The sequence below is a fragment of the Limosilactobacillus caccae genome, from assembly GCF_900156885.1.
In the GTDB taxonomy this organism is placed as follows: Bacteria; Bacillota; Bacilli; order Lactobacillales; family Lactobacillaceae; genus Limosilactobacillus; species Limosilactobacillus caccae.
Window position 1 is genome coordinate 472,164 of record NZ_FTOY01000011.1, and the last position, 17,768, is coordinate 489,931.

The 17,768-nt window shown below is 47.0% G+C and carries 17 protein-coding genes; 8 read left to right on the forward strand and 9 right to left on the reverse strand.

All coding sequences use genetic code 11. The annotated features are described in order from the left end of the window. The first annotated feature begins 4 nt into the window (after positions 1-4). Both CZ502_RS08270 and CZ502_RS08275 read left to right on the forward strand, forming a co-directional pair. Positions 5-1,252 (forward strand): DUF2075 domain-containing protein, encoded by a 1,248-nt coding sequence (locus tag CZ502_RS08270; RefSeq protein ID WP_076461456.1) that lies wholly within the window; start codon positions 5-7, stop codon positions 1,250-1,252. A gap of 3 nt (positions 1,253-1,255) precedes the next feature. Then, on the forward strand, positions 1,256-1,954 hold the full coding sequence (locus CZ502_RS08275) for a TVP38/TMEM64 family protein (RefSeq protein WP_076461458.1): 699 nt from the start codon (positions 1,256-1,258) through the stop codon (positions 1,952-1,954). Between the two features lie 43 nt (positions 1,955-1,997). Here CZ502_RS08275 and CZ502_RS08280 read toward each other — a convergent pair whose 3' ends face one another. The 3 genes from CZ502_RS08280 to CZ502_RS08290 are packed head-to-tail and all read right to left on the reverse strand — an operon-like array spanning position 1,998 to position 5,237. Further along, complete coding sequence (locus CZ502_RS08280) at positions 1,998-4,514, reverse strand: excinuclease ABC subunit UvrA (RefSeq protein ID WP_076461460.1); 2,517 nt, start codon at positions 4,512-4,514, stop codon at positions 1,998-2,000. Between the two features lie 14 nt (positions 4,515-4,528). After that, complete coding sequence (locus tag CZ502_RS08285; protein ID WP_076461462.1) at positions 4,529-4,867, reverse strand: fluoride efflux transporter FluC; 339 nt, start codon at positions 4,865-4,867, stop codon at positions 4,529-4,531. Next, positions 4,860-5,237 carry a fluoride efflux transporter FluC gene (locus CZ502_RS08290; RefSeq protein ID WP_076461464.1) on the reverse strand — a complete coding sequence of 126 codons (378 nt, stop codon included), beginning with the start codon at positions 5,235-5,237 and terminating at the stop codon, positions 4,860-4,862. Before CZ502_RS08290 ends, CZ502_RS08285 begins: the two co-directional genes overlap by 8 nt. 122 nt (positions 5,238-5,359) lie before the next feature. On the opposite strand from CZ502_RS08290, the gene CZ502_RS08295 reads away from it, so the two are divergent. After that, positions 5,360-5,752, forward strand: coding sequence for a VOC family protein (locus CZ502_RS08295; RefSeq protein WP_076461466.1), 393 nt, complete (start codon positions 5,360-5,362; stop codon positions 5,750-5,752). A 40-nt stretch (positions 5,753-5,792) separates the two neighbouring features. Here the strand turns inward: CZ502_RS08295 and CZ502_RS08300 are convergent, their stop codons facing one another. From CZ502_RS08300 to CZ502_RS08315, 4 genes are read right to left on the reverse strand one after another with little or no spacing between them, the layout of a single operon-like run. Continuing rightward, entirely contained in the window at positions 5,793-6,008 is a 216-nt protein-coding gene (locus CZ502_RS08300; RefSeq protein WP_076461468.1) for a hypothetical protein, read from the reverse strand. Positions 6,009-6,031: 23 nt separating this feature from the next. Further along, entirely contained in the window at positions 6,032-6,337 is a 306-nt protein-coding gene (locus CZ502_RS08305; RefSeq protein ID WP_076461470.1) for a hypothetical protein, read from the reverse strand. Positions 6,338-6,351: 14 nt separating this feature from the next. After that, complete coding sequence (locus tag CZ502_RS08310) at positions 6,352-7,167, reverse strand: YdcF family protein (protein ID WP_076461472.1); 816 nt, start codon at positions 7,165-7,167, stop codon at positions 6,352-6,354. Beyond that, a complete protein-coding gene (locus tag CZ502_RS08315) occupies positions 7,164-8,897 on the reverse strand; it encodes an ABC1 kinase family protein (RefSeq protein WP_076461474.1) in 1,734 nt (577 codons plus the stop codon). Before CZ502_RS08315 ends, CZ502_RS08310 begins: the two co-directional genes overlap by 4 nt. A gap of 148 nt (positions 8,898-9,045) precedes the next feature. Here CZ502_RS08315 and CZ502_RS08320 point away from each other — a divergent pair, with 148 nt between their 5' ends. Then, complete coding sequence (locus tag CZ502_RS08320) at positions 9,046-10,407, forward strand: hemolysin family protein (protein WP_076461476.1); 1,362 nt, start codon at positions 9,046-9,048, stop codon at positions 10,405-10,407. A 48-nt stretch (positions 10,408-10,455) separates the two neighbouring features. Here the strand turns inward: CZ502_RS08320 and CZ502_RS08325 are convergent, their stop codons facing one another. Then, positions 10,456-10,887, reverse strand: coding sequence for a CopY/TcrY family copper transport repressor (locus tag CZ502_RS08325; RefSeq protein ID WP_076461478.1), 432 nt, complete (start codon positions 10,885-10,887; stop codon positions 10,456-10,458). A 159-nt stretch (positions 10,888-11,046) separates the two neighbouring features. On the opposite strand from CZ502_RS08325, the gene CZ502_RS08330 reads away from it, so the two are divergent. After that, positions 11,047-12,423 carry a DHA2 family efflux MFS transporter permease subunit gene (locus CZ502_RS08330; protein WP_076461480.1) on the forward strand — a complete coding sequence of 459 codons (1,377 nt, stop codon included), beginning with the start codon at positions 11,047-11,049 and terminating at the stop codon, positions 12,421-12,423. Positions 12,424-12,542: 119 nt separating this feature from the next. Then, positions 12,543-13,703: an MFS transporter gene (locus CZ502_RS08335; RefSeq protein ID WP_076461483.1), complete on the forward strand. Its 1,161-nt coding sequence runs from the start codon at positions 12,543-12,545 to the stop codon at positions 13,701-13,703. A gap of 219 nt (positions 13,704-13,922) precedes the next feature. Here the strand turns inward: CZ502_RS08335 and CZ502_RS08340 are convergent, their stop codons facing one another. Beyond that, positions 13,923-14,378, reverse strand: coding sequence for a DUF441 domain-containing protein (locus CZ502_RS08340; protein WP_076461485.1), 456 nt, complete (start codon positions 14,376-14,378; stop codon positions 13,923-13,925). Between the two features lie 107 nt (positions 14,379-14,485). On the opposite strand from CZ502_RS08340, the gene CZ502_RS08345 reads away from it, so the two are divergent. Continuing rightward, positions 14,486-16,588: a hypothetical protein gene (locus CZ502_RS08345; protein WP_076461487.1), complete on the forward strand. Its 2,103-nt coding sequence runs from the start codon at positions 14,486-14,488 to the stop codon at positions 16,586-16,588. A gap of 328 nt (positions 16,589-16,916) precedes the next feature. Further along, complete coding sequence (locus tag CZ502_RS08350) at positions 16,917-17,750, forward strand: tyrosine-type recombinase/integrase (protein WP_076461489.1); 834 nt, start codon at positions 16,917-16,919, stop codon at positions 17,748-17,750. Positions 17,751-17,768: the final 18 nt, after the last annotated feature.

The window sequence follows — 17,768 nt, forward strand, 5'->3', positions numbered from 1 at the left end:
TTTTATGACAGAAATTGATAATGCCGCAATTGACAAATTATCACCATTCAAGACATTAACACCAGAACAAGAGCGGCTCGTTGAAGACATCATCGCCTTTAGCAAGGGCCACCTTCAGGGAGACTATCCGGCAGTCTACACAATTTTTGGGGATGCTGGTACGGGCAAGAGCGTTGTTTTATCACAATTATTTGATCGCATTCAAAAAGCGGCCCGTACTGATAAGACATCTCCCTTCTACCAAACGAAGAACTACTTTCTCGTTAACCACCCAGAAATTTTAAAGGTCTACCGTGAAATCGCTGGGGGGATTAAAGAGTTGTATAAAAAGGACTTTGCCCGCCCAACTTCATTGATTAACCAGTTAGATAAACGTAATGAAAAAATTGACCTGGCAATCATTGATGAAGCCCACCTCCTCTTATCTAAGGCGGACCACTACAATAACTTTTACCACGACAACCAGCTAGTGGAAATTATCAAACGCGCCAAGGTCGTCGTGATTGTCTTTGATGAGTACCAGGTCTTGCGGATGAAGAGCTTATGGACAATTTCTCGCTTACGGGCCATTACCGACCGATATCCGCACAAGGAATACCATTTGACCCACATGTTCCGGATGAACGCTAGTGACGACTTGGTGAAGTGGTTTAATGACTTTACTGCTGGTCAGCTGACTGCCCTGCCAGCGAATGCCCGGGATGGTTATGACTTCCGAATCTACGATGATGCTGAAAAGATGCGGCAAGCAATTGTCCGTCGTAATGATGAGGTCGGCTTATCCCGGATTCTTTCTACTTCTGGTTACCCGTCAACCCTTGATGGGGGCAAACACTATATCGAAGAAGGGCGGTTCAAGATGCCGTGGGACCAGTATAACTACACGGTAACCCCCTGGGCTGAGTTACCGGAGACGATTGACGAAGTGGGCTCGATCTATACCTGTCAAGGGTTCGACCTTAACTACACGGGAATTATCATCGGGCCGCCAATCAGCCAGACACCAGGAACGGAGAAACTCCAGGTTAACCTTGACCGCTACACTGATGTTGAAGCCTTTAAGAAGCGCGACGACTTGACCGACCCGGCTGAGGTTACCAAACTCAAGAAGCAGATGATTATGAACTCATTAAACGTATTATTTAAGCGGGGTGTCTATGGCACGTATATCTATGCCCATGACCCGCTGTTAAGGGAAACGTTAACGACCCTCTTTACGGCAGCTGGCCTTTCCCTTCCCAAGGAGGAGTAAACCATGAAAGAACGCCGATTAAATAAGACCGCGTTGATTATCGGGGCCGTCTTATTATCACTCATTATCTTATATTTCATCTACCGGACTTACCGGCCCGACATCAACCTGTTGCTAAATATGGACGCGGGTAATAACCGGGCAAAGCTCCTCCACATGATCCGGAGTCACGGCTTTGTCGATATGTTCTTATTAGTGGCATTGATCGCCGTCTTCAATGCGATTCCTGGAATGTCTAACTCGGTCGTCTGTATCTTTACCGGACTATGCTACGGACCGCTGGTTGGCTTTATCCTTAATTGGGCCGGGAATATCCTTGGTAACTGTGCCGTGATGAGCATTATTCGCCGGATCGACCTTTCTAAGCGGATGAAAAAATCCAAGCTGCTTGACTACTTAATGCACCAAAAGCACCCCTTAATTGGGTTAACGATTGGTTTCATGATTCCCGTCATCCCGAGCGTGCTCGTCAATTACTCTGGTGCCCGCCTAAACGTTGACCGCAAGCACTTTCTGGCAATGGTGGCGGTTGGGATGGCCCCGACGTCCTTCCTATATGCCTTTGGGGGGGATGCGATCTTCAAGGGTAACATCAAGCGGATCATTGCGGTGGTGATCGCCATCATAGTTATTTTAGCTTTGTACTTTTTAATTAAGAAAGTTTGGCAACATGAAAAAGAGGAACGTGAACAACGGGCCTAAATCAAAAAGCACTGTGGTCATGAAGGCCACGGTGCTTTTTGTTTCAGTTAAATTGTTGCCAATAGTTGGCTAGGTACTTGCATGTCAGACTTGCTGGTGATTTAACAAGGTCAAGCGGCCGGCCGCTAGCGACAATTTGTCCCCCATTCTTCCCACCACGGGGACCCATGTCGAGCATGTAATCAGCATTGATGATTAGGTTCAGATCGTGGGTAATTGTCAAGATGGTTGCCCCGCGGTCAATCAACTGCTGCATGACCGTTAGCAAGGTCTTGACGTCGAGAGGATGCAGGCCGATTGTCGGTTCATCAAAGACAAACAAGGTCGTCTGCTGGTTGTGGTTGAGGTGCTTAACGAGCTTCAGTCGTTGGGCTTCCCCGCCAGATAGACTCGGTGTACTTTCGCCTAGGTGCAGGTAACCGAGGCCGACTTCTTCTAGTAACTCCAGCTCCTTTTTAATCTTCGGCACGTCGGCAAAGACCGGGATGGCTGACCGGACGTCAAGTTTTAACAAGTCGACGATCGAATAGTCGTGCCACTTAACCTGTTGGACATCATGGTTATAACGGTCGCCATTGCAGACCGGGCAGGTTTGCTGCATATCCGGCAAGAATTGAATATCAAGGGTTACGACTCCTGCTCCACCACAGTTTGGGCAGGCTCCCTGTTTATTGTTGTAGGAGAAATAACTCGGTGTATAGTGCTTCTCCTTAGCAAGTGGCTGGGCAGCGAAGAGCTTCCGTAAGTTATCCATAATACTGGTATAGGTTGCAACTGTGGACCGCATTGTCTTGCCAATTGGCGCGGCGTCAACACTGACAACGTCCTTGAGTGGTGATTTCAGCTGCTTTACCTGGGCTGGCAAGGGCTGGTTCTTCGCCCGGACCTTAATTGCTGGAACCAGGCTATCAAGGATTAAACTCGTCTTCCCCGCCCCCGAAAAACCGGTGACGGCAGTTAACTGGTTAACTGGTAGTTGCCCTGCAACATTCTTGATGTTGTAGTAGTTATTAACGGTGAAGTCAATCGTCGATGCTGCCTTGGCAGTAGCCAATGGACGGCTGATCAACTTAGCAGTGCCATTTAAGTAGGGACCAATCTTAGAAGCAGGGTTCTTTGCAATCGTCGCCGGGGTTCCTTGCGTCAAGATTTGCCCGCCGACTTCACCGGACCCCGGACCGATCTCGATGATCCAATCCGCAGCCTTGACGATGTCGACGTTGTGGTCAACAACAACCAAGGAATTTCCCTGGGCGACCAGTTCACGGAAGACATTTAAAAGACCACTGATGTTGTCCGGATGCAGCCCAATCGATGGTTCATCAAGAATATAGAGAACCCCCGTCGTCTGGGTGCGCAAAGTCCGGGCAAGCTGAATCCGTTGCAGTTCGCCAGTTGATAGGGTGTTACCATTCCGGGAAAGGGTCAAGTAATCAAGCCCCAACTCTAATAGTGGCCGCAGGTTATCGTCAAACTCCTTAAAAAGTGAACTGGCGAGCTTATCCATGTTTGCTGGCAGGGTCGAAAGGACATCCTTTTTCCAGCTAGCAAGATCACCAAGAGATAGGTCGCTGACCTGGGCAATGTTTAATCCGCCGGCAAGCTGCGTCAATAATTCCGGCTTTAAGCGGGTACCATGGCAAACTGGGCAGGTGGAGTAGTGGAAAAACTCGCTAATCCGCTTCTGCGCCCGCTCACTCTTACTGCTCTTTGCTGATTCTAGAACTGCCTGGTGGGCATTTTCGTAGAGGGCGTTAAAGTCATGGAAAACGCGGCCAGTTCCTGACCGGAAGTCCATCTTAAACTTCTTTTGAGGACCATTTAAGACAAAGTCCTTCTCCTTAGCGGTCAGGTCCTTGTAAGGAACATTGATCCGGACACCAGCATGTTCAGCCACGTTTGGCATAAAGTTGCGTCCCGGGAGATGCCAGGATGCAACCGCTCCTTCCGCAAGGCTGAGGTTTTCATCAGCAATCAATTTACTGTCATCAAGCTCACGGACCATCCCCGTTCCCTGGCAGCGTTCACAGGCCCCACCAGAATTAAAGGCAAAGTCCTCAGCACTGTAAGCATAAAACTTCTCCCCGCAGGTCGGACAGGTCAACTGGCCCATCGCCTCCCCGCTCTTGCTCATCGCTTCGGTAATTTTCAGACTAGGCTTAAGACGGTGACCATTGGGGCAAACTGGGGAACCGAGACGCGAGAAAATCAAACGGATAACGTTGAAAATCTCACTCATCGTTCCGACCGTCGCTCGTTCAGATGGCACTGACGGCCGTTGCCGCAATGCAAGCGCGGATGGAATATGCTTGACACTTGTTACGTCCGCCTGGGCACCAAGTTTGATCCGTCTCCTGGTATAAGTCGATAAGGCTTCGAGGTAGCGTCGTGATCCTTCTTCATACAAGATTCCCATCGCTAATGAACTTTTCCCGGACCCTGAAAGCCCTGAAATTGCAACAAAGCGGTGCAACGGAATATTGATGTCAATGTTTTTAAGGTTGTGAACACGTCCACCACGGACTTCAACCTGTGTTGGTAATGAATTATTATTTGTCATATTAACCTCCAATGCTATAACGCCATCCCCATAACAGCAGCCCCAATCCCTAAGATGTAGGATAAACCAAGGTAGGTAAGCAGGGCTGCCCAGCGGTGTTCATCAATCATTGATATTAATTCGGTGTTAAAGGTGGAAAAAGTCGTATACCCACCCATCATCCCAATGCCAAAAAGTAGCATTACTGGCGAATCAGCAGCAAAGTGGCTGGTCAAGAGGCCCAAAGCAAAGCTCCCGGTGACATTGATTAACAGAGTTGCGAGGGGCCAATTGATCCCCCGCTTTTTCCAGCAACTGGTTAGCAGGTAACGAAGAAGGGCGCCAATGGCCGATCCGATGCCAACATTAATCATTTTGCCCCTTCTTTCCGCAATAATTTCCGCAGATAAAACCAAGGCCAGCCATCACCAGCCCCCCGACCGCACTCACCATCAGGTAAGCAAATGCTGCCAAGAGGTCATCTTGACCGAGCTTAGCTGTGGCGGTCATCAAGGATGAAAAGGTTGTAAAGGCGCCGACAAAGCCGGTCCCAATTCCCGTGTTCAGCCAGCTTGATAACCGCCCCTTTTCAAGTACGTAGTAGGTCAAAAAGGCCAGCAGGAAGCAGCCTGTCAGGTTAGCGATTAAAACGCCGTTAACAGTAAAGAATTGGCCTAACCAATAACGAACTACGCCACCGATAAAACCGCCGATGAATACGCTAATAGTTGTTTTTCCGTCCATTACCCACTTTTCCTTCTCTCTTTTTCAATCATATAATCTTACAACTTATTATCACCTTTGCCAATTCAAATGGTTTCCGCGTATAATAGGAACCGATTTTGAATTGAAGGAGATATTAGATTATGAAAATGCGCCGGATCGACCACGTTGTTTTAACTGTCAGTAACCTTGAAGAGGCGATGCGTTTCTACCACGAAGTCTTTGATATGCCAGTAATCGATGACCAGAGTAACGACCACCTCATTACTCTGCGGTGTGGTCACCAGTTGATCCGCCTGCAAAAGGCAGACCGACCGACAGACTTAAAGGCTGCGACACCAACTGTTGGTTCCGCTGACCTCTGCTTGATCGCGGGCGATAAGCTGGAAGACATCATCCACCACCTCAATAGTTATTACATCGACATTATCGAAGGACCGGTTGAAAAGCACGGTTCTGAAGGAACAATGACCTCCCTGTACGTCCACGACCCTGATAACAACCTGGTTGAAATCGCAGTATATAAGAATAAGTAAACAAAAGAAGCTGGCGAGCAAAAGTGCTTGTGCCAGCTTTTTATTTACTTAGTTGCATGATTGCCTTAACTTCAAATTGATTAACCTGCACATCAAGTCCTTTCAATCTGCCCGTCAACGGGATGATTGTCAGATAATCGCCTTCATCATCATTGTCCCAGCTAGAAGTAAAATCATCTACCTTACCAGTAAGAATGGTCCCGTCCTTGAAAAGCACTTTGATTGTAGAACCAATCCGGTATTTGGTTAAGTTCATTTGCTATCCTCCGATAATTCTACTTAAAATTCATTGATAAAGATGTCTGCCCAGTTTGTGCGAATTGTTTTTCCTGCAAAAGAATAGTCAAGCAAGTCATCGAAGTTTGTAAACTTAACCTTCCATTCCCCGTTATCCTTGCTAAGTAAAAGGCCAGAAGCGGTGCTACCGAGATACCAGCGCACCCCGCCAAAATTAAAGCCAAGCTCTAGGCCACAGCCGATTGCGGCGATAAAAGAATTTAAGTTCCGGAAATGATTACCGTCATCACTAGTCATTTGACCATTTAAATAATCATAGTTTGCAATGATTGCCTGGATATCTTCCATTTGCTACTCCCTTCTTAAATCCACAGAAAAGCAATCCCAATCAGGAGCAACAGGATTCCCGCGCCTAGGTAACGGTGATCCCGAATAAGGCCGAGGTAGTCACGGACAAAGGTCAATGGGCGGTGGCTAGCGGGCGTTTTCGCCCCACTGACGGTCCATGATAAGCCCAGTTTTTTCAAGTAACTTTTGACCCGGAGAACGTGAAAGTCGCTGGTGACGACCACAACGGGACTAACCTGGCCAATTAGCTTTGCACTCTGTGTTAGGTTTTGCCAGGTGTTTTTGGCAGTTTCTTCGCAGATAATTTGCTGGCGGGGGATGCCATGGCGGATTAAATACGCTGCCATTGCTGCTGCTTCTGATGATTTTTCCTGATGCACAACGCCACCAGTGACAATAATTTTGGCGGCTGGTTGTTTTTGCCAGCAACAAATCCCCCGGTCAAGCCGGGCAGCCAACACTGGCGGGACGTGTCCATGATGAGTAGCAGCCCCCAGGATCACAATCATCTGCTCCTCTGCTGGTAATGCTTGCCGACTGCGATAACCACTAACCAGGCTAAAACTAACCAGCCCCACCGTACTTAGGATGTCCGTCACGGTGGCAATAACTAGCAAGTAGTCGACGAGCAACAGGCCGCTTCCCTGCCAGGCCAACCAGAGCAACAGGGGCAAACAGCCAACGAGGTTAAGCCCCATCAAGAAGAAGACCAACTTATTATAGCGGAGCAGGGCTGCTTTATTCTTAAACCGCCGAACAAGGATTAGGTAGATACTCCCCGCCCAGCAGGCTGCGCAAAGGGTCATAGTAAAAAGGCTGCAAATAATCACCGTTTATTCCTCCAGTGACGCCAGCGGTGGACCAGCTCGCTGATAATCAATAGACTGATAATGACCAGTGAAATGGTATAGCCGATCACCCCGAGATGGTAGATATGGGGATGGTTGGCACTCCCCTCCACTAGCAACGACGAGCCGAGAATCACAGCCGCCAGGATAATTGCGATCATAAAACGGTTCATCAGCCGTTCCAGCTGCTTTAGCACGTTCTTTTGGTCCTTGTATTGTAAGTCAACCTTTGCGTCCCCGTTGACGAAGGTATCAATCAGTTCGTTGATCTTTTCCGGCATCTTCGTCGTCGCCCGACTGGCAAACAGGAGGTTCATCAAGCTACTATTGAGGGTCGTTTGCCAGTTAAAGTTGCGACGCAGGTACTTTCGCCCAAAGTCCTGAGCGACTTCAATCATCGACAGGGTCGGATCGAGTTTCGCAATCGTTCCTTCTAATGTCCCAAAAGCCTTGATTAGCATTGTGACCTCACTCTTCATCTGCAAGTGGTTAGCCTGACAAAGCTGAATAATTTGGTAAATCATGTTTGTAAAGTCGATGTTGCCTAGTCCAGCGGAGAAATATGGCTGGATAAAAGAATTAAGTTCCTTGAAAAACTTGGGTTCGTCAACCTCGCCGGTCCGGTTGCAAATGTTTAGAATCGCCCGGCCAATCTTTCGAATATCCTTGGTATTGATAGCGACCACCACGTTGGCAATGCTATCGGCCATTGCGGGGGTCAACTGCCCCATCATGCCAAAATCAAGGTAGATGATCTGGTATGGCGGCAGGCTCTCCTGCTGGGTAAAACCAACGGTTGTGTTGCCCAGCTGTTTTTCCACCTGCTTGGTCGTTGTCAGCCCTGGCTCCTCATCGCTAGTTAACTCGTGAATCAGGATGTTTCCCGGATGGGGGTCGGCGTGAAAGAAGTGGTCCACAAATACCTGCTTTAAGAAGTTATTGACAAGATACATTGCAATCGCGTGTTTCTTGTCCGCGGCTGGGTCCTCTTCGCCCTTCACCTGGTCAGTTAATAGGTAACGAATACTCTTCCCGGTCATTGCTTCGTTAACCAGGACCTTGGGCGCGCAGTAGTCGATGTAAACTTTCGGCACGATGATCGGGCCATCATTATTATTCAACCGGTAAAATTCCTCCCCGTTGTGTGCTTCGTCAAGGGTGTTAACCTCACTCAACAAGGAAGAACTCAACTCATCAATCACCCGGTTCAAGTCTACCACGGTGATATCTTTGGGAACATACTTCAGCAAGGCAACCGCCCGCCGCAATAGTGCTAAGTCGGTATTGACTAATTTTCCGACCTCCGGGTGCTGGACCTTAACAACCACCGGCGTACCGTCCTTAAGTTTTGCCCGGTGAACCTGGCCGATTGAGGCGGAAGCAAAGGGTTCAGGATTAAAATCATCAAACACATCCGTGATTTCTTTACCGGTTTCCTTAGTAAAAGTTTCCTGCACGCTAGTAAAATCATCGGCATTAACCTGGTCTTGTAAGTGGCGTAATTCCTTGATATACGCGGGTGACACCAGGTCTGGCCGGGTCGACATAATCTGGCCCAGCTTGATAAATGTCGGTCCCAGTTCCTGAAGTGCCTGGCGAATGTCCTCAGGGTGGGTTTGGTGGTAGAAGTTATTGACAAAGTGATACTTGCGCATGACTCGCATGATTTCTCGCAAGCGGGTTGATTTTTTTAATTCGTCGTTGTTATCCATATTTACTCCCTACTGCTTTTTCTTTATTTTAACATTACAATAAAAATTTTATTAAAAAGATTTATCTAAAAATCCCCCGGAAATGTATTTTGCTGATACAATAGTAGTCGATAAATATTTATGAAAGTTTAGGTGAAGTTATTAAACTATGAGTGGATTATGGGATTCATATTGGTTTAGACTAATTGTTATTATTTTTATTTTACTGTTGGCAGCACTATTTACCTTGCTTGAATACTCGGTTGTTAAAGTGCGGCCGAGTGAATTAAAGGAATTGCGGCAGACCAAAAAGGTCAAGCGCGCTGAGCACATGGTTGGTAATCTTAACGAATACCTCTCAACTGCCCAGGTGGGTGTTACCATGACTTCACTGATTTTAGGGTGGATTGGTGACCAGTTCATTACTGATCTGTTATTAAAGCTTAACATTATCCCCCACGAAATCTTGCAAGCAATTGCCCCCGTTATCGGTGTTTTAATCTTCACGTTCTTCCACGCCGTCTTCACTGACCTGGTACCAAAGAACATGGCGATTGACCGGCCAGTGCCAATTCTATTGGCGATTGTCCACCCGGTTCAATTCTTCCACACGGTCTTTTATCCATTCGTTTGGCTGTTTGCTGTCGTCGCGGCGGCAATCACCAAGATGCTTGGTTATAATGTCCAGCCGGAAGAAGATACCTACTCGCAAAACGAAATCATGACCTTATCCCAGCAGTCAGAAAAGGCCGGTGAAATGGATAAGGAAGACGTGATCTTCATGCAGCGAGCCTTTGAGATGAATGATAAGGTAGCTGAAGACATCATGATCGACCGGACGCAGCTGGCCGTGATTGATATCACAGCATCAATTGCTGACGCGGCAACGCTATACTTCAAGAAGAAGTTTACCCGTTTCCCTGTCGTTGCAAACAACGATAAGGACCACATTCTCGGCTACATCTTCGCCTACGACATCATGCGGCAAAACCAAATTAACCCGCAACAATCTGTCCGGACGATTATGCGGCGGATCCCAATCGTCTACGTCAACGAACAATTGACCAACGTGCTTAAAGAAATGATGAAAAAGCAAGTGCCAATTGTTGTTGTGCAAGACGAGTACGGTGGTACCTCAGGAATCATTACTGATAAGGATATCTATGAGGAACTATTCGGGACGGTTGGCGAAGAAATTGACCATGCCACTGCTGATATGATTGAGAAGAAGGATCCTGATAGTAAGGGTAACCCAACTTATGAAGTATCCGGGAAGATGCCCCTCGATGACTTTGAGCGTTACTTTGACACTAACATCGACCAGTTTGAGAATTCAGAGGTAACGACCTTGACCGGATTCTTCCTCGAACGCCAGTATGACTTGAAGGTTGGGCAACCGATAAGGGTCGACAAGTTCTCGTTTACCCCGTTAGACTTAAAGAACGCCTACGTCAATAAATTTAAGGTCGTTCACATTAAGCCAGCTAAAAAAGCTAAGACCGAGGACAAAAAAGAAGATAAAGAAAAGTAATATAAAAGGACTAGCCGAAAAAACGTGGCTAGTCCTTTTATATTACGCTTAGCACTTCATCTTCATCCCGGGAATACAGTTGCACTCCACTTCAGCGGGCGCCGACGCCAGCTTGTTAGCCAGCAATTCTTGTAAGTTCTTAATGTCCTTCTTGCTAAGAGTTACATTATCAACTACGTGTTCAAGGGTGGAACCGACGTGTCGCTCACAGATGCTGTTAAATAAGTTATCAGCTACCTGGTCCATTGTCGCTTGTTCGGCGACCAGTGGCCGGTAAATAAAACTCCGCCCGTCTTTAGTAGTGGTCAGAGCCTTCTTTTCTACCAACCGCCGGAGTAATGTCTTGACCGTTGCTGGCTTCCAGTCGACCTTTCGTTTAAGAACAGTGATGATTTCGGTACTGGTCGTCTCTTTAAGGCTCCAGACCACCCGCATAATCTGCCATTCTGCAGGAGTTATTTCTAGGTAGGTGTTATCCATTAATATTCCTCCTACGTTTACATTTGTCACTCATTGTACCACGCTTTAACTGCTTCGCCAATTTTTATAAATAATTTTTTTGAATTGCATTGACATCATCCTTCTGCTTGCTACAATGCTATATTGTCATACTTTTTAAAGGAGCGATTTACTTACTCAATGGAAAATCAACGAATTCGCCATGCACTTATTATCATGGTTTTTGGGACCTTCTTCGGTCTCCTCTGCTCGACCTTAATGAATATTGCCCTGCCAACCTTTATGCAGGTCTTCCATATCAGCGAAGCGCGGGTACAGTGGGTCACCAACGGCTATATGCTGGTCAACGCCCTGATGATCCCGGTCAGCTCATTTCTAATCAAACGCTTTTCATTTAAGCGCCTCTTTCTCCTCTTCTCGGCCATCTTTTTGCTAGGAACAATCGTGGGGGCAGTCGCCTGGTCATTTAACATGATTGTCGTTGCCCGGATGATCCAGGCGATTGGAGCGGGGATGATGATGCCGCTCGTCAACGTACTGGCGATCCGCTATGCTAAACCAGGGAAAAAGGGGCAAATCATGGGGATTATCGGCCTGGCCTTCAACTGTGCGCCAATCCTAGGACCAGCTTTTTCGGGCTTCTTGCTCCATTTTTTCTCTTGGCGCTACCTGTTCTTGCTGATTATTCCATTTGCAGTAATCACCCTTGCCCTATCGGTTTTCTTCCTGCCGTATATTCCGCACAATGAGTCGCCACAGTTCAATACTGCCGCGCTGATTATGATTACCATCGGTTTATGGTCGTTATTGATGGGACTGTCAAATGTCTCAAATAACCAGCTGATGTCATTTAACGTTGCTGGTTACGTCCTAATCGGTGGAATATTCTTATTCCTCTTTTACTTCAACCAACGGCACAGTAGCCGCCAGCTAATCAATTTTAAAATCTTTGCCCATAAGCAGTTCGTCCTCGCAACAGTCATCAACATGCTGATCACGGCAACGATGTACGGGAATGCGATTCTAATTCCCCTGCTTGTTCAGATTGTCTTGAAAGAAAGTACCGTTGTCTCGGCCATTGCGGTGTTACCGGGGGCAGTCTTGACCGGTTTACTATCGACCACCAGTGGGCGCTTCTACGATATCTACCCTATCAAAATTTTAGTCGGTGCGGGCCTCATCATTGATATCCTTGGAACTGCCGGACAGGCGGCAATCGGGGCACGGAGTTCTGTCTTGATCATCACTCTCTTCCAAACGGTTCGCCAGTTCGGACTGGTTACGATGTTGATCCCCTTGCAGACCCAGGCCTTGTCGCTCCTGCCAAACGAAATCGTGCCGGATGCCGTGGCAACCTTCAATACTCTCCGGCAAATTGCTGCTTCATTTGGGACGGCCCTAATCGTTGCCGTAGTGGGGATCGTCAACAACTTTGTCCACCAGCCGTCTTCCCATCTCGGTATTCAGGCTGGCTTTATCCTCTGCCTATGCCTGCTCTTCTTCTCCCTCTTCTTGAGTACGAAGCTCTACCATAAGATCCGGCAAGCAGCTGCCTAATTATGTTCTCACTGTTAGCAGTGGGGCTTTTTTATTTAGCGGGTAGATAAAACGATTCACAAAAGGCTTTCCAAGCGAAATAAAAAAAGTGTAAACTAGTATGGAAAGGAGAAGATTAAATGTCTAAGTTTCGGTTGCAGTCGATCGTCTTCGTCTTAACGGCGTTTTTGCTCGGCTGCAATGAGTTTATGGTTGTTGGGGTGATTTCGGATATTGCGAAGAGCTATTCAGCATCACTATCAACTGTCGGTTTTTTGGTCACCAGCTTTGCAATTATTTATGCAGTTTGTACCCCGGTGATCACAACACTAACAGGAAAATATGACCGCTTTAAGGTCCTAATGGTCTTAATGCTGGTCTTTTTAATCGGGAATACCCTAACGGCCTTTGCGCCTAACCTATTCTGGTTATTTGTTTCGCGGATTATCACGGCGGCAGTCGCGGGCGCAATTATTTCGTTAATCATGGTTTTCGTCAGCATCGTTGCCCCAATCGAGAAGCGGGCGATGCTCGTCGCCGCCACTTTTGCCGGTTTTTCAATTGCAACGATTGTCGGGGTACCGATTGGGACCGCCATTAGTACAGCTTTCTCATGGCACGATAGCTTCCTGCTGATTTCCTTGCTAACGGTAATTGTGTACGGCTTCCTTTTCTGGTTAGTACCGCGCAATAGCCGGCAAGAAAACGCCTCATTAGCAAACCAGGTTCAACTATTAAAGGACCGGCGGGTTTACATGGGAATTATCGTGATGATCTCACTGATGACCGCTGAGTATACCTTCTATACATATATCCGGCCAATCATCACGACCGTCCTGGGTTACTCGGCAAACCAGTTAAGCCTCCTCTTGGGATTAATCGGGGTGACCTTTATCCTTGGTAATACCTGCGCGGGGGTGATTGCTAACCGCTTTGGAATTACCAAGTTGACCTTGATTAGTGCAAGTGTGTTTGTGATGCTACTAGCGATGAACATCATTTTCCATGTTTCATGGCTTGGGATTGTCCTGTTGTGCCTTCTCTGCTTTGTCCTGGGGATGCCCGGGTCGATTCTGCAGGTGATGTTTCTCAACGTTGCTGATCGCGACTTTCCAGAGGCAATGAACCTCGCTTCATCACTTAACCCGATCTGTACGAATATCGGGGTTTCACTAGGTTCATTGATTGCGTCAATCAGTGTCAACTTTGTCCAGATCAGTGAAATTGGTTATATCGGAGCAATTTTCGCCCTCGTTGCAATTGTTAGTTCTGCAGTGTTAATCAAAGTAGCAAAAAATTAATTAAAATAATGGTGAGAATATTGATTATTTTCGCCATTTTTTATTTTAAAAAGCGCATTTCGTTTTTTTTACTTATCTATATTATAGGGAACTAATTAAAGATCACATCGTTTTCTTACGCAATAGTTATCTATAACAACGCAAGAGGCCGGAGAAGATATGTTTTCCCCGACCTCTTGCGCTATTTTCTTTTGTATTCTTGTCTATTCTTGTCTGCTTTCAAAAATGCAGATTAAGTAAGGTCACAATACAATAAGTCATCCCGCTTGCGATCACCGGTCCTGCAGCGACCCCCTTAAAGACGACCACGCCGACAATTGTCCCTAAGACAAGAGCAACGGTCACTTGGGGAACCGCGGCAAGCTGGTTAACCCCGTACTTCGATAGGATGGCAACAGCAATTCCGGCAAGGACCGCGATCCACCCAGCTGGTGAACGGAATGCCTTTGCCAGATCTGCAAAGCCAATTTGACCAGTCGCAATCGGAATTAGGATTGCAACCGAAATTACGGTCACGCCCCAATTAATCCCCCTTTGCTGAATAATTGGCAACCACTTTTGAAACAGTGGGATTAATTTTAATGCCATCACGACCCCAGTGGCGATAATCAAGGACTGGTTATGCCCACAAACGGCAATTAGTAAGATTAATGCTAAAAAAAGCCAGCTTTCCATTTTAATTCCTCCTCAAAACTCTTCCTAGTATAACAGAAGCCCAAACTAAATGTCTGATTTACTTACCAAACTTCGCTATACTGGAGTGGTGGAAAGGAAGGGAGAACATGGCACCATTAACATACTGGCTGCTTGACTATGACGAAGAACAGTTAACGGTCGCATTTCAACCAGCAAAGCAGGGAAAAATATTTAAACTAACCCTTATGCCTGATAGCAGCGATGCACGACTACAGCAGTTCACCCGGTTAATGAGCAATCTCGCAAAAGATGACCAGCACACCTATATCAGCTACGCGTCCCGCTTTTGGGAGATGCCTTTATTGGTGTTTGCTAATCGCCAATCAGCACAAGAGATCATTGCCCTAGTCAATGAACGGCAAAAGTATTTAACTAGCCTCGACTCCCCTTTCACCGTCATCAACCAACACCGGCAATTATGGAATGATGCCGAGGTCAACTTACTTTCTAGTTGGCAGCATAATGAATACTTTCTCGATATCCGTACCCTTGACGGCCGCATCGACCATGGAGAGCTAAGCCGCTACCAACGATATCTCGTTCAAGCTAACTTTCCCCTGCCCACTTCAGAAATGAGCCTTGCTGACCGGGTCGCGCTGGAACTAGCAAACCGCCGGCAACTATTTTTAATGCCTCATTTTCAGCTGGCGTGGTCGCAGCACCGGGCAATTTTAGCCCGTTACCAGCAGGAAATAACTGCTGATCCCCACGAAAAATGGCAGGGAATGATGACAATTATGCCGACCACCACGGATGCCGAAACGATCGAAGCAATTCTCTACCGTGACCACCATATTATTGACCGCCCGGTGGTTACTTTGCCGACACCCGCCAAGCTTGAATTGACAACACCCTGGGCTAAGCAATTGTTTGCGTACTACCACTCATTTGATCAGATTGACCGTCATAACCCCGTCGCCCTTGCCCGTGCCAGGCTTAAAAATAAACACTACCGACCACCAGTAATTGACAATCACGGGACACCATTTGCCCTTATTCCGTCAGAAGATGGCATTCATGGTTTTCCAATTAACCGCGATGCCTTTGCCCAGACAAGCAATTTCCAGCAAGCAACGGCTTTTAACCAGCCTAACACTGCCCCAACGGTGATTAAGATAGAGCGGCCCCTCATCCACCAGGAATTAATGCTTGACCTAGGTGTTTTTGATGACCATGCGCGCCAGATCGTCGGTAAAATGATTTCGAACGTAAACGCGCATTACCCGCAAGCGACGAAGGAAAGTCACTTAGAACAAAAACTCTTACATGCACTTAAAGGAGCAGCCGATACTAGTTTTGACAACCATTTAAAGCAGCCAAATACGATTTTACAGGTCCGGTTAACCACCCAGCTGATAATGATTAAGCTTTGCCAGCAATTAATCAAAAATGGCTACCGGCTACTGTCAGTCAATACGACCCTCCTGTACGTCACCCCAACACCACGGGCAAATCCGTCCTTCCTTCAGCAGTTGCCAGACCAATTTAAGGTTACTGACCGGGGAACGAAATGGTTTGCCAAAAGTGCCAATGACCACCTTTACCGCAGTAATGACGGGACGGTTAAGGTTGCTGGGGATAACACTAATCATTATCGTGGTCCCAATGTCTATACTGACCAACAACGGCCGACGGTCACTGAAACTGTCCTGGTCGAATACCTCTTGGCGGCGGGCAACAAGCTGCCAATTAATGAACGGTTGCTGCGGCAACTACTTGAAAACCACCTAACGCGCGGGTTTCAGCCAGCGGAATGGATCCAACCAATTATTACTTCTAAATTAAAGCAGATTTTTACCATTGCTGATAAGAAAAGCAAGGCAATCGTTGCTAACCCGGTTTTACGTGGTTTCTTTGTCACAACACCAACTGAGTGGAAAGTCGTCCGCCTTTACGGCAGCAACCAACGGCCCAAAAATAGCCAGTGGGTGCAAGAGCTCGCTGGCCGGGCAGACCTGAGCACAAGTTTTTACCTTACCAGGCGTTATTTAAAACTTGAGCAAAATCACCTGTTTGATGGCCGCCACTTATCCTTAGTTTTTGACCCGCAAAAGATTGATCTGCCAAGTCTTAAAAGAAAAATCGACCGCGAAGCCTATTGTGCTATTATTAAGCAAATGCTGACGACATGGTTGGCGCCCTCGCCGCAGAAAACACAGGCAACAGAACAAACATCACTATTTAACTGACAAGGAGTCAGCATTACAATTGAACCGTAATGCTGACTCCTTGTCTTTGCTGGTAATTCGCAACGAATTGATCAAGGCCTTGCTGGATTTAATTAAATTTTGTCTCAGTGGCAATTAGGTTCACTCGGCTAGTTTACATAATATGGAATATAGTGTTACATGAATTATTTTCATTTAGCTTGGTTGTTTTTTCTGGTTGGATTTTATTTATTGATTAGATTTGTAGTAACAGTTAGAAGGCCAGTTTGATAATCATTATCCATCCCCCATTCCGCCAAAACATGCTATATTGGTGTTATAAATAAGTTACGTAAAAAGGAGGAGTTTTATGTTCCCCTACCAGGAAAAATATCTCAATTGGTGCGAGACAGTCGATCTGCTATCCACTCGTTCGGTTCAGCTGAGTCAATTTGTAATCAATGACTTCTTTGCCTACTACGCTGACCAACATTCGACGGACCAGATTGGCCTAAACCAGGTAACTAATGCTGACATTCGTAACTATATCGCCCACCTTAAGGAAGACCGCCACCTGGCGAGTCGGACAGTTAACAAGTACATTTCCCACCTCAAGAAATACTTTACTTATCTGTACGAGCAAAAGCTGATTAAGAACTACCCCCTGACCACTATCAAGGGGCTCAGCTTTAACCGCAGTGGTCACTACCAAATTGGCTGGCAACGTGACATTCGGCTGATGATTGGTCACGTTAAACCGGCGACCATTAAACTCCTATTAGCAATCAGCTGTGGCTATCACCCCGACGAACTCTTACAACTAAAATGGGGCGATATTAATAGCCGGCTGGAAGACGACCGCTTAAGTGCCGCCTTAAAAAAGGCCCCTGACTTCCAGCTTGCTAATGATGACTACCTCTTTACTGATGGGCGGTCAGAGGACAGTGGCCGCCCCCTTACCTCGATGGTTGCCCTGGCAAACCGGGTAAAAGACGACCGGGAAGTCCTCAACCTTAACCTTGCCCCTAGTAAGCTCCGCAACAGCTTTGTCTACTCCCAGGTAATCAGGGAAGATATGACGGACCACCAGCTTATGCAGCTACTGCATTGTAACCAGAAGACCCTTTCTTACTACCGCCAATGCGCAATCGACGCTGACCTGACCGTCTACGAGCTACCACCAGCGATTAAGGATGAGCAATAAAAATGCCCCGTTAAAGGG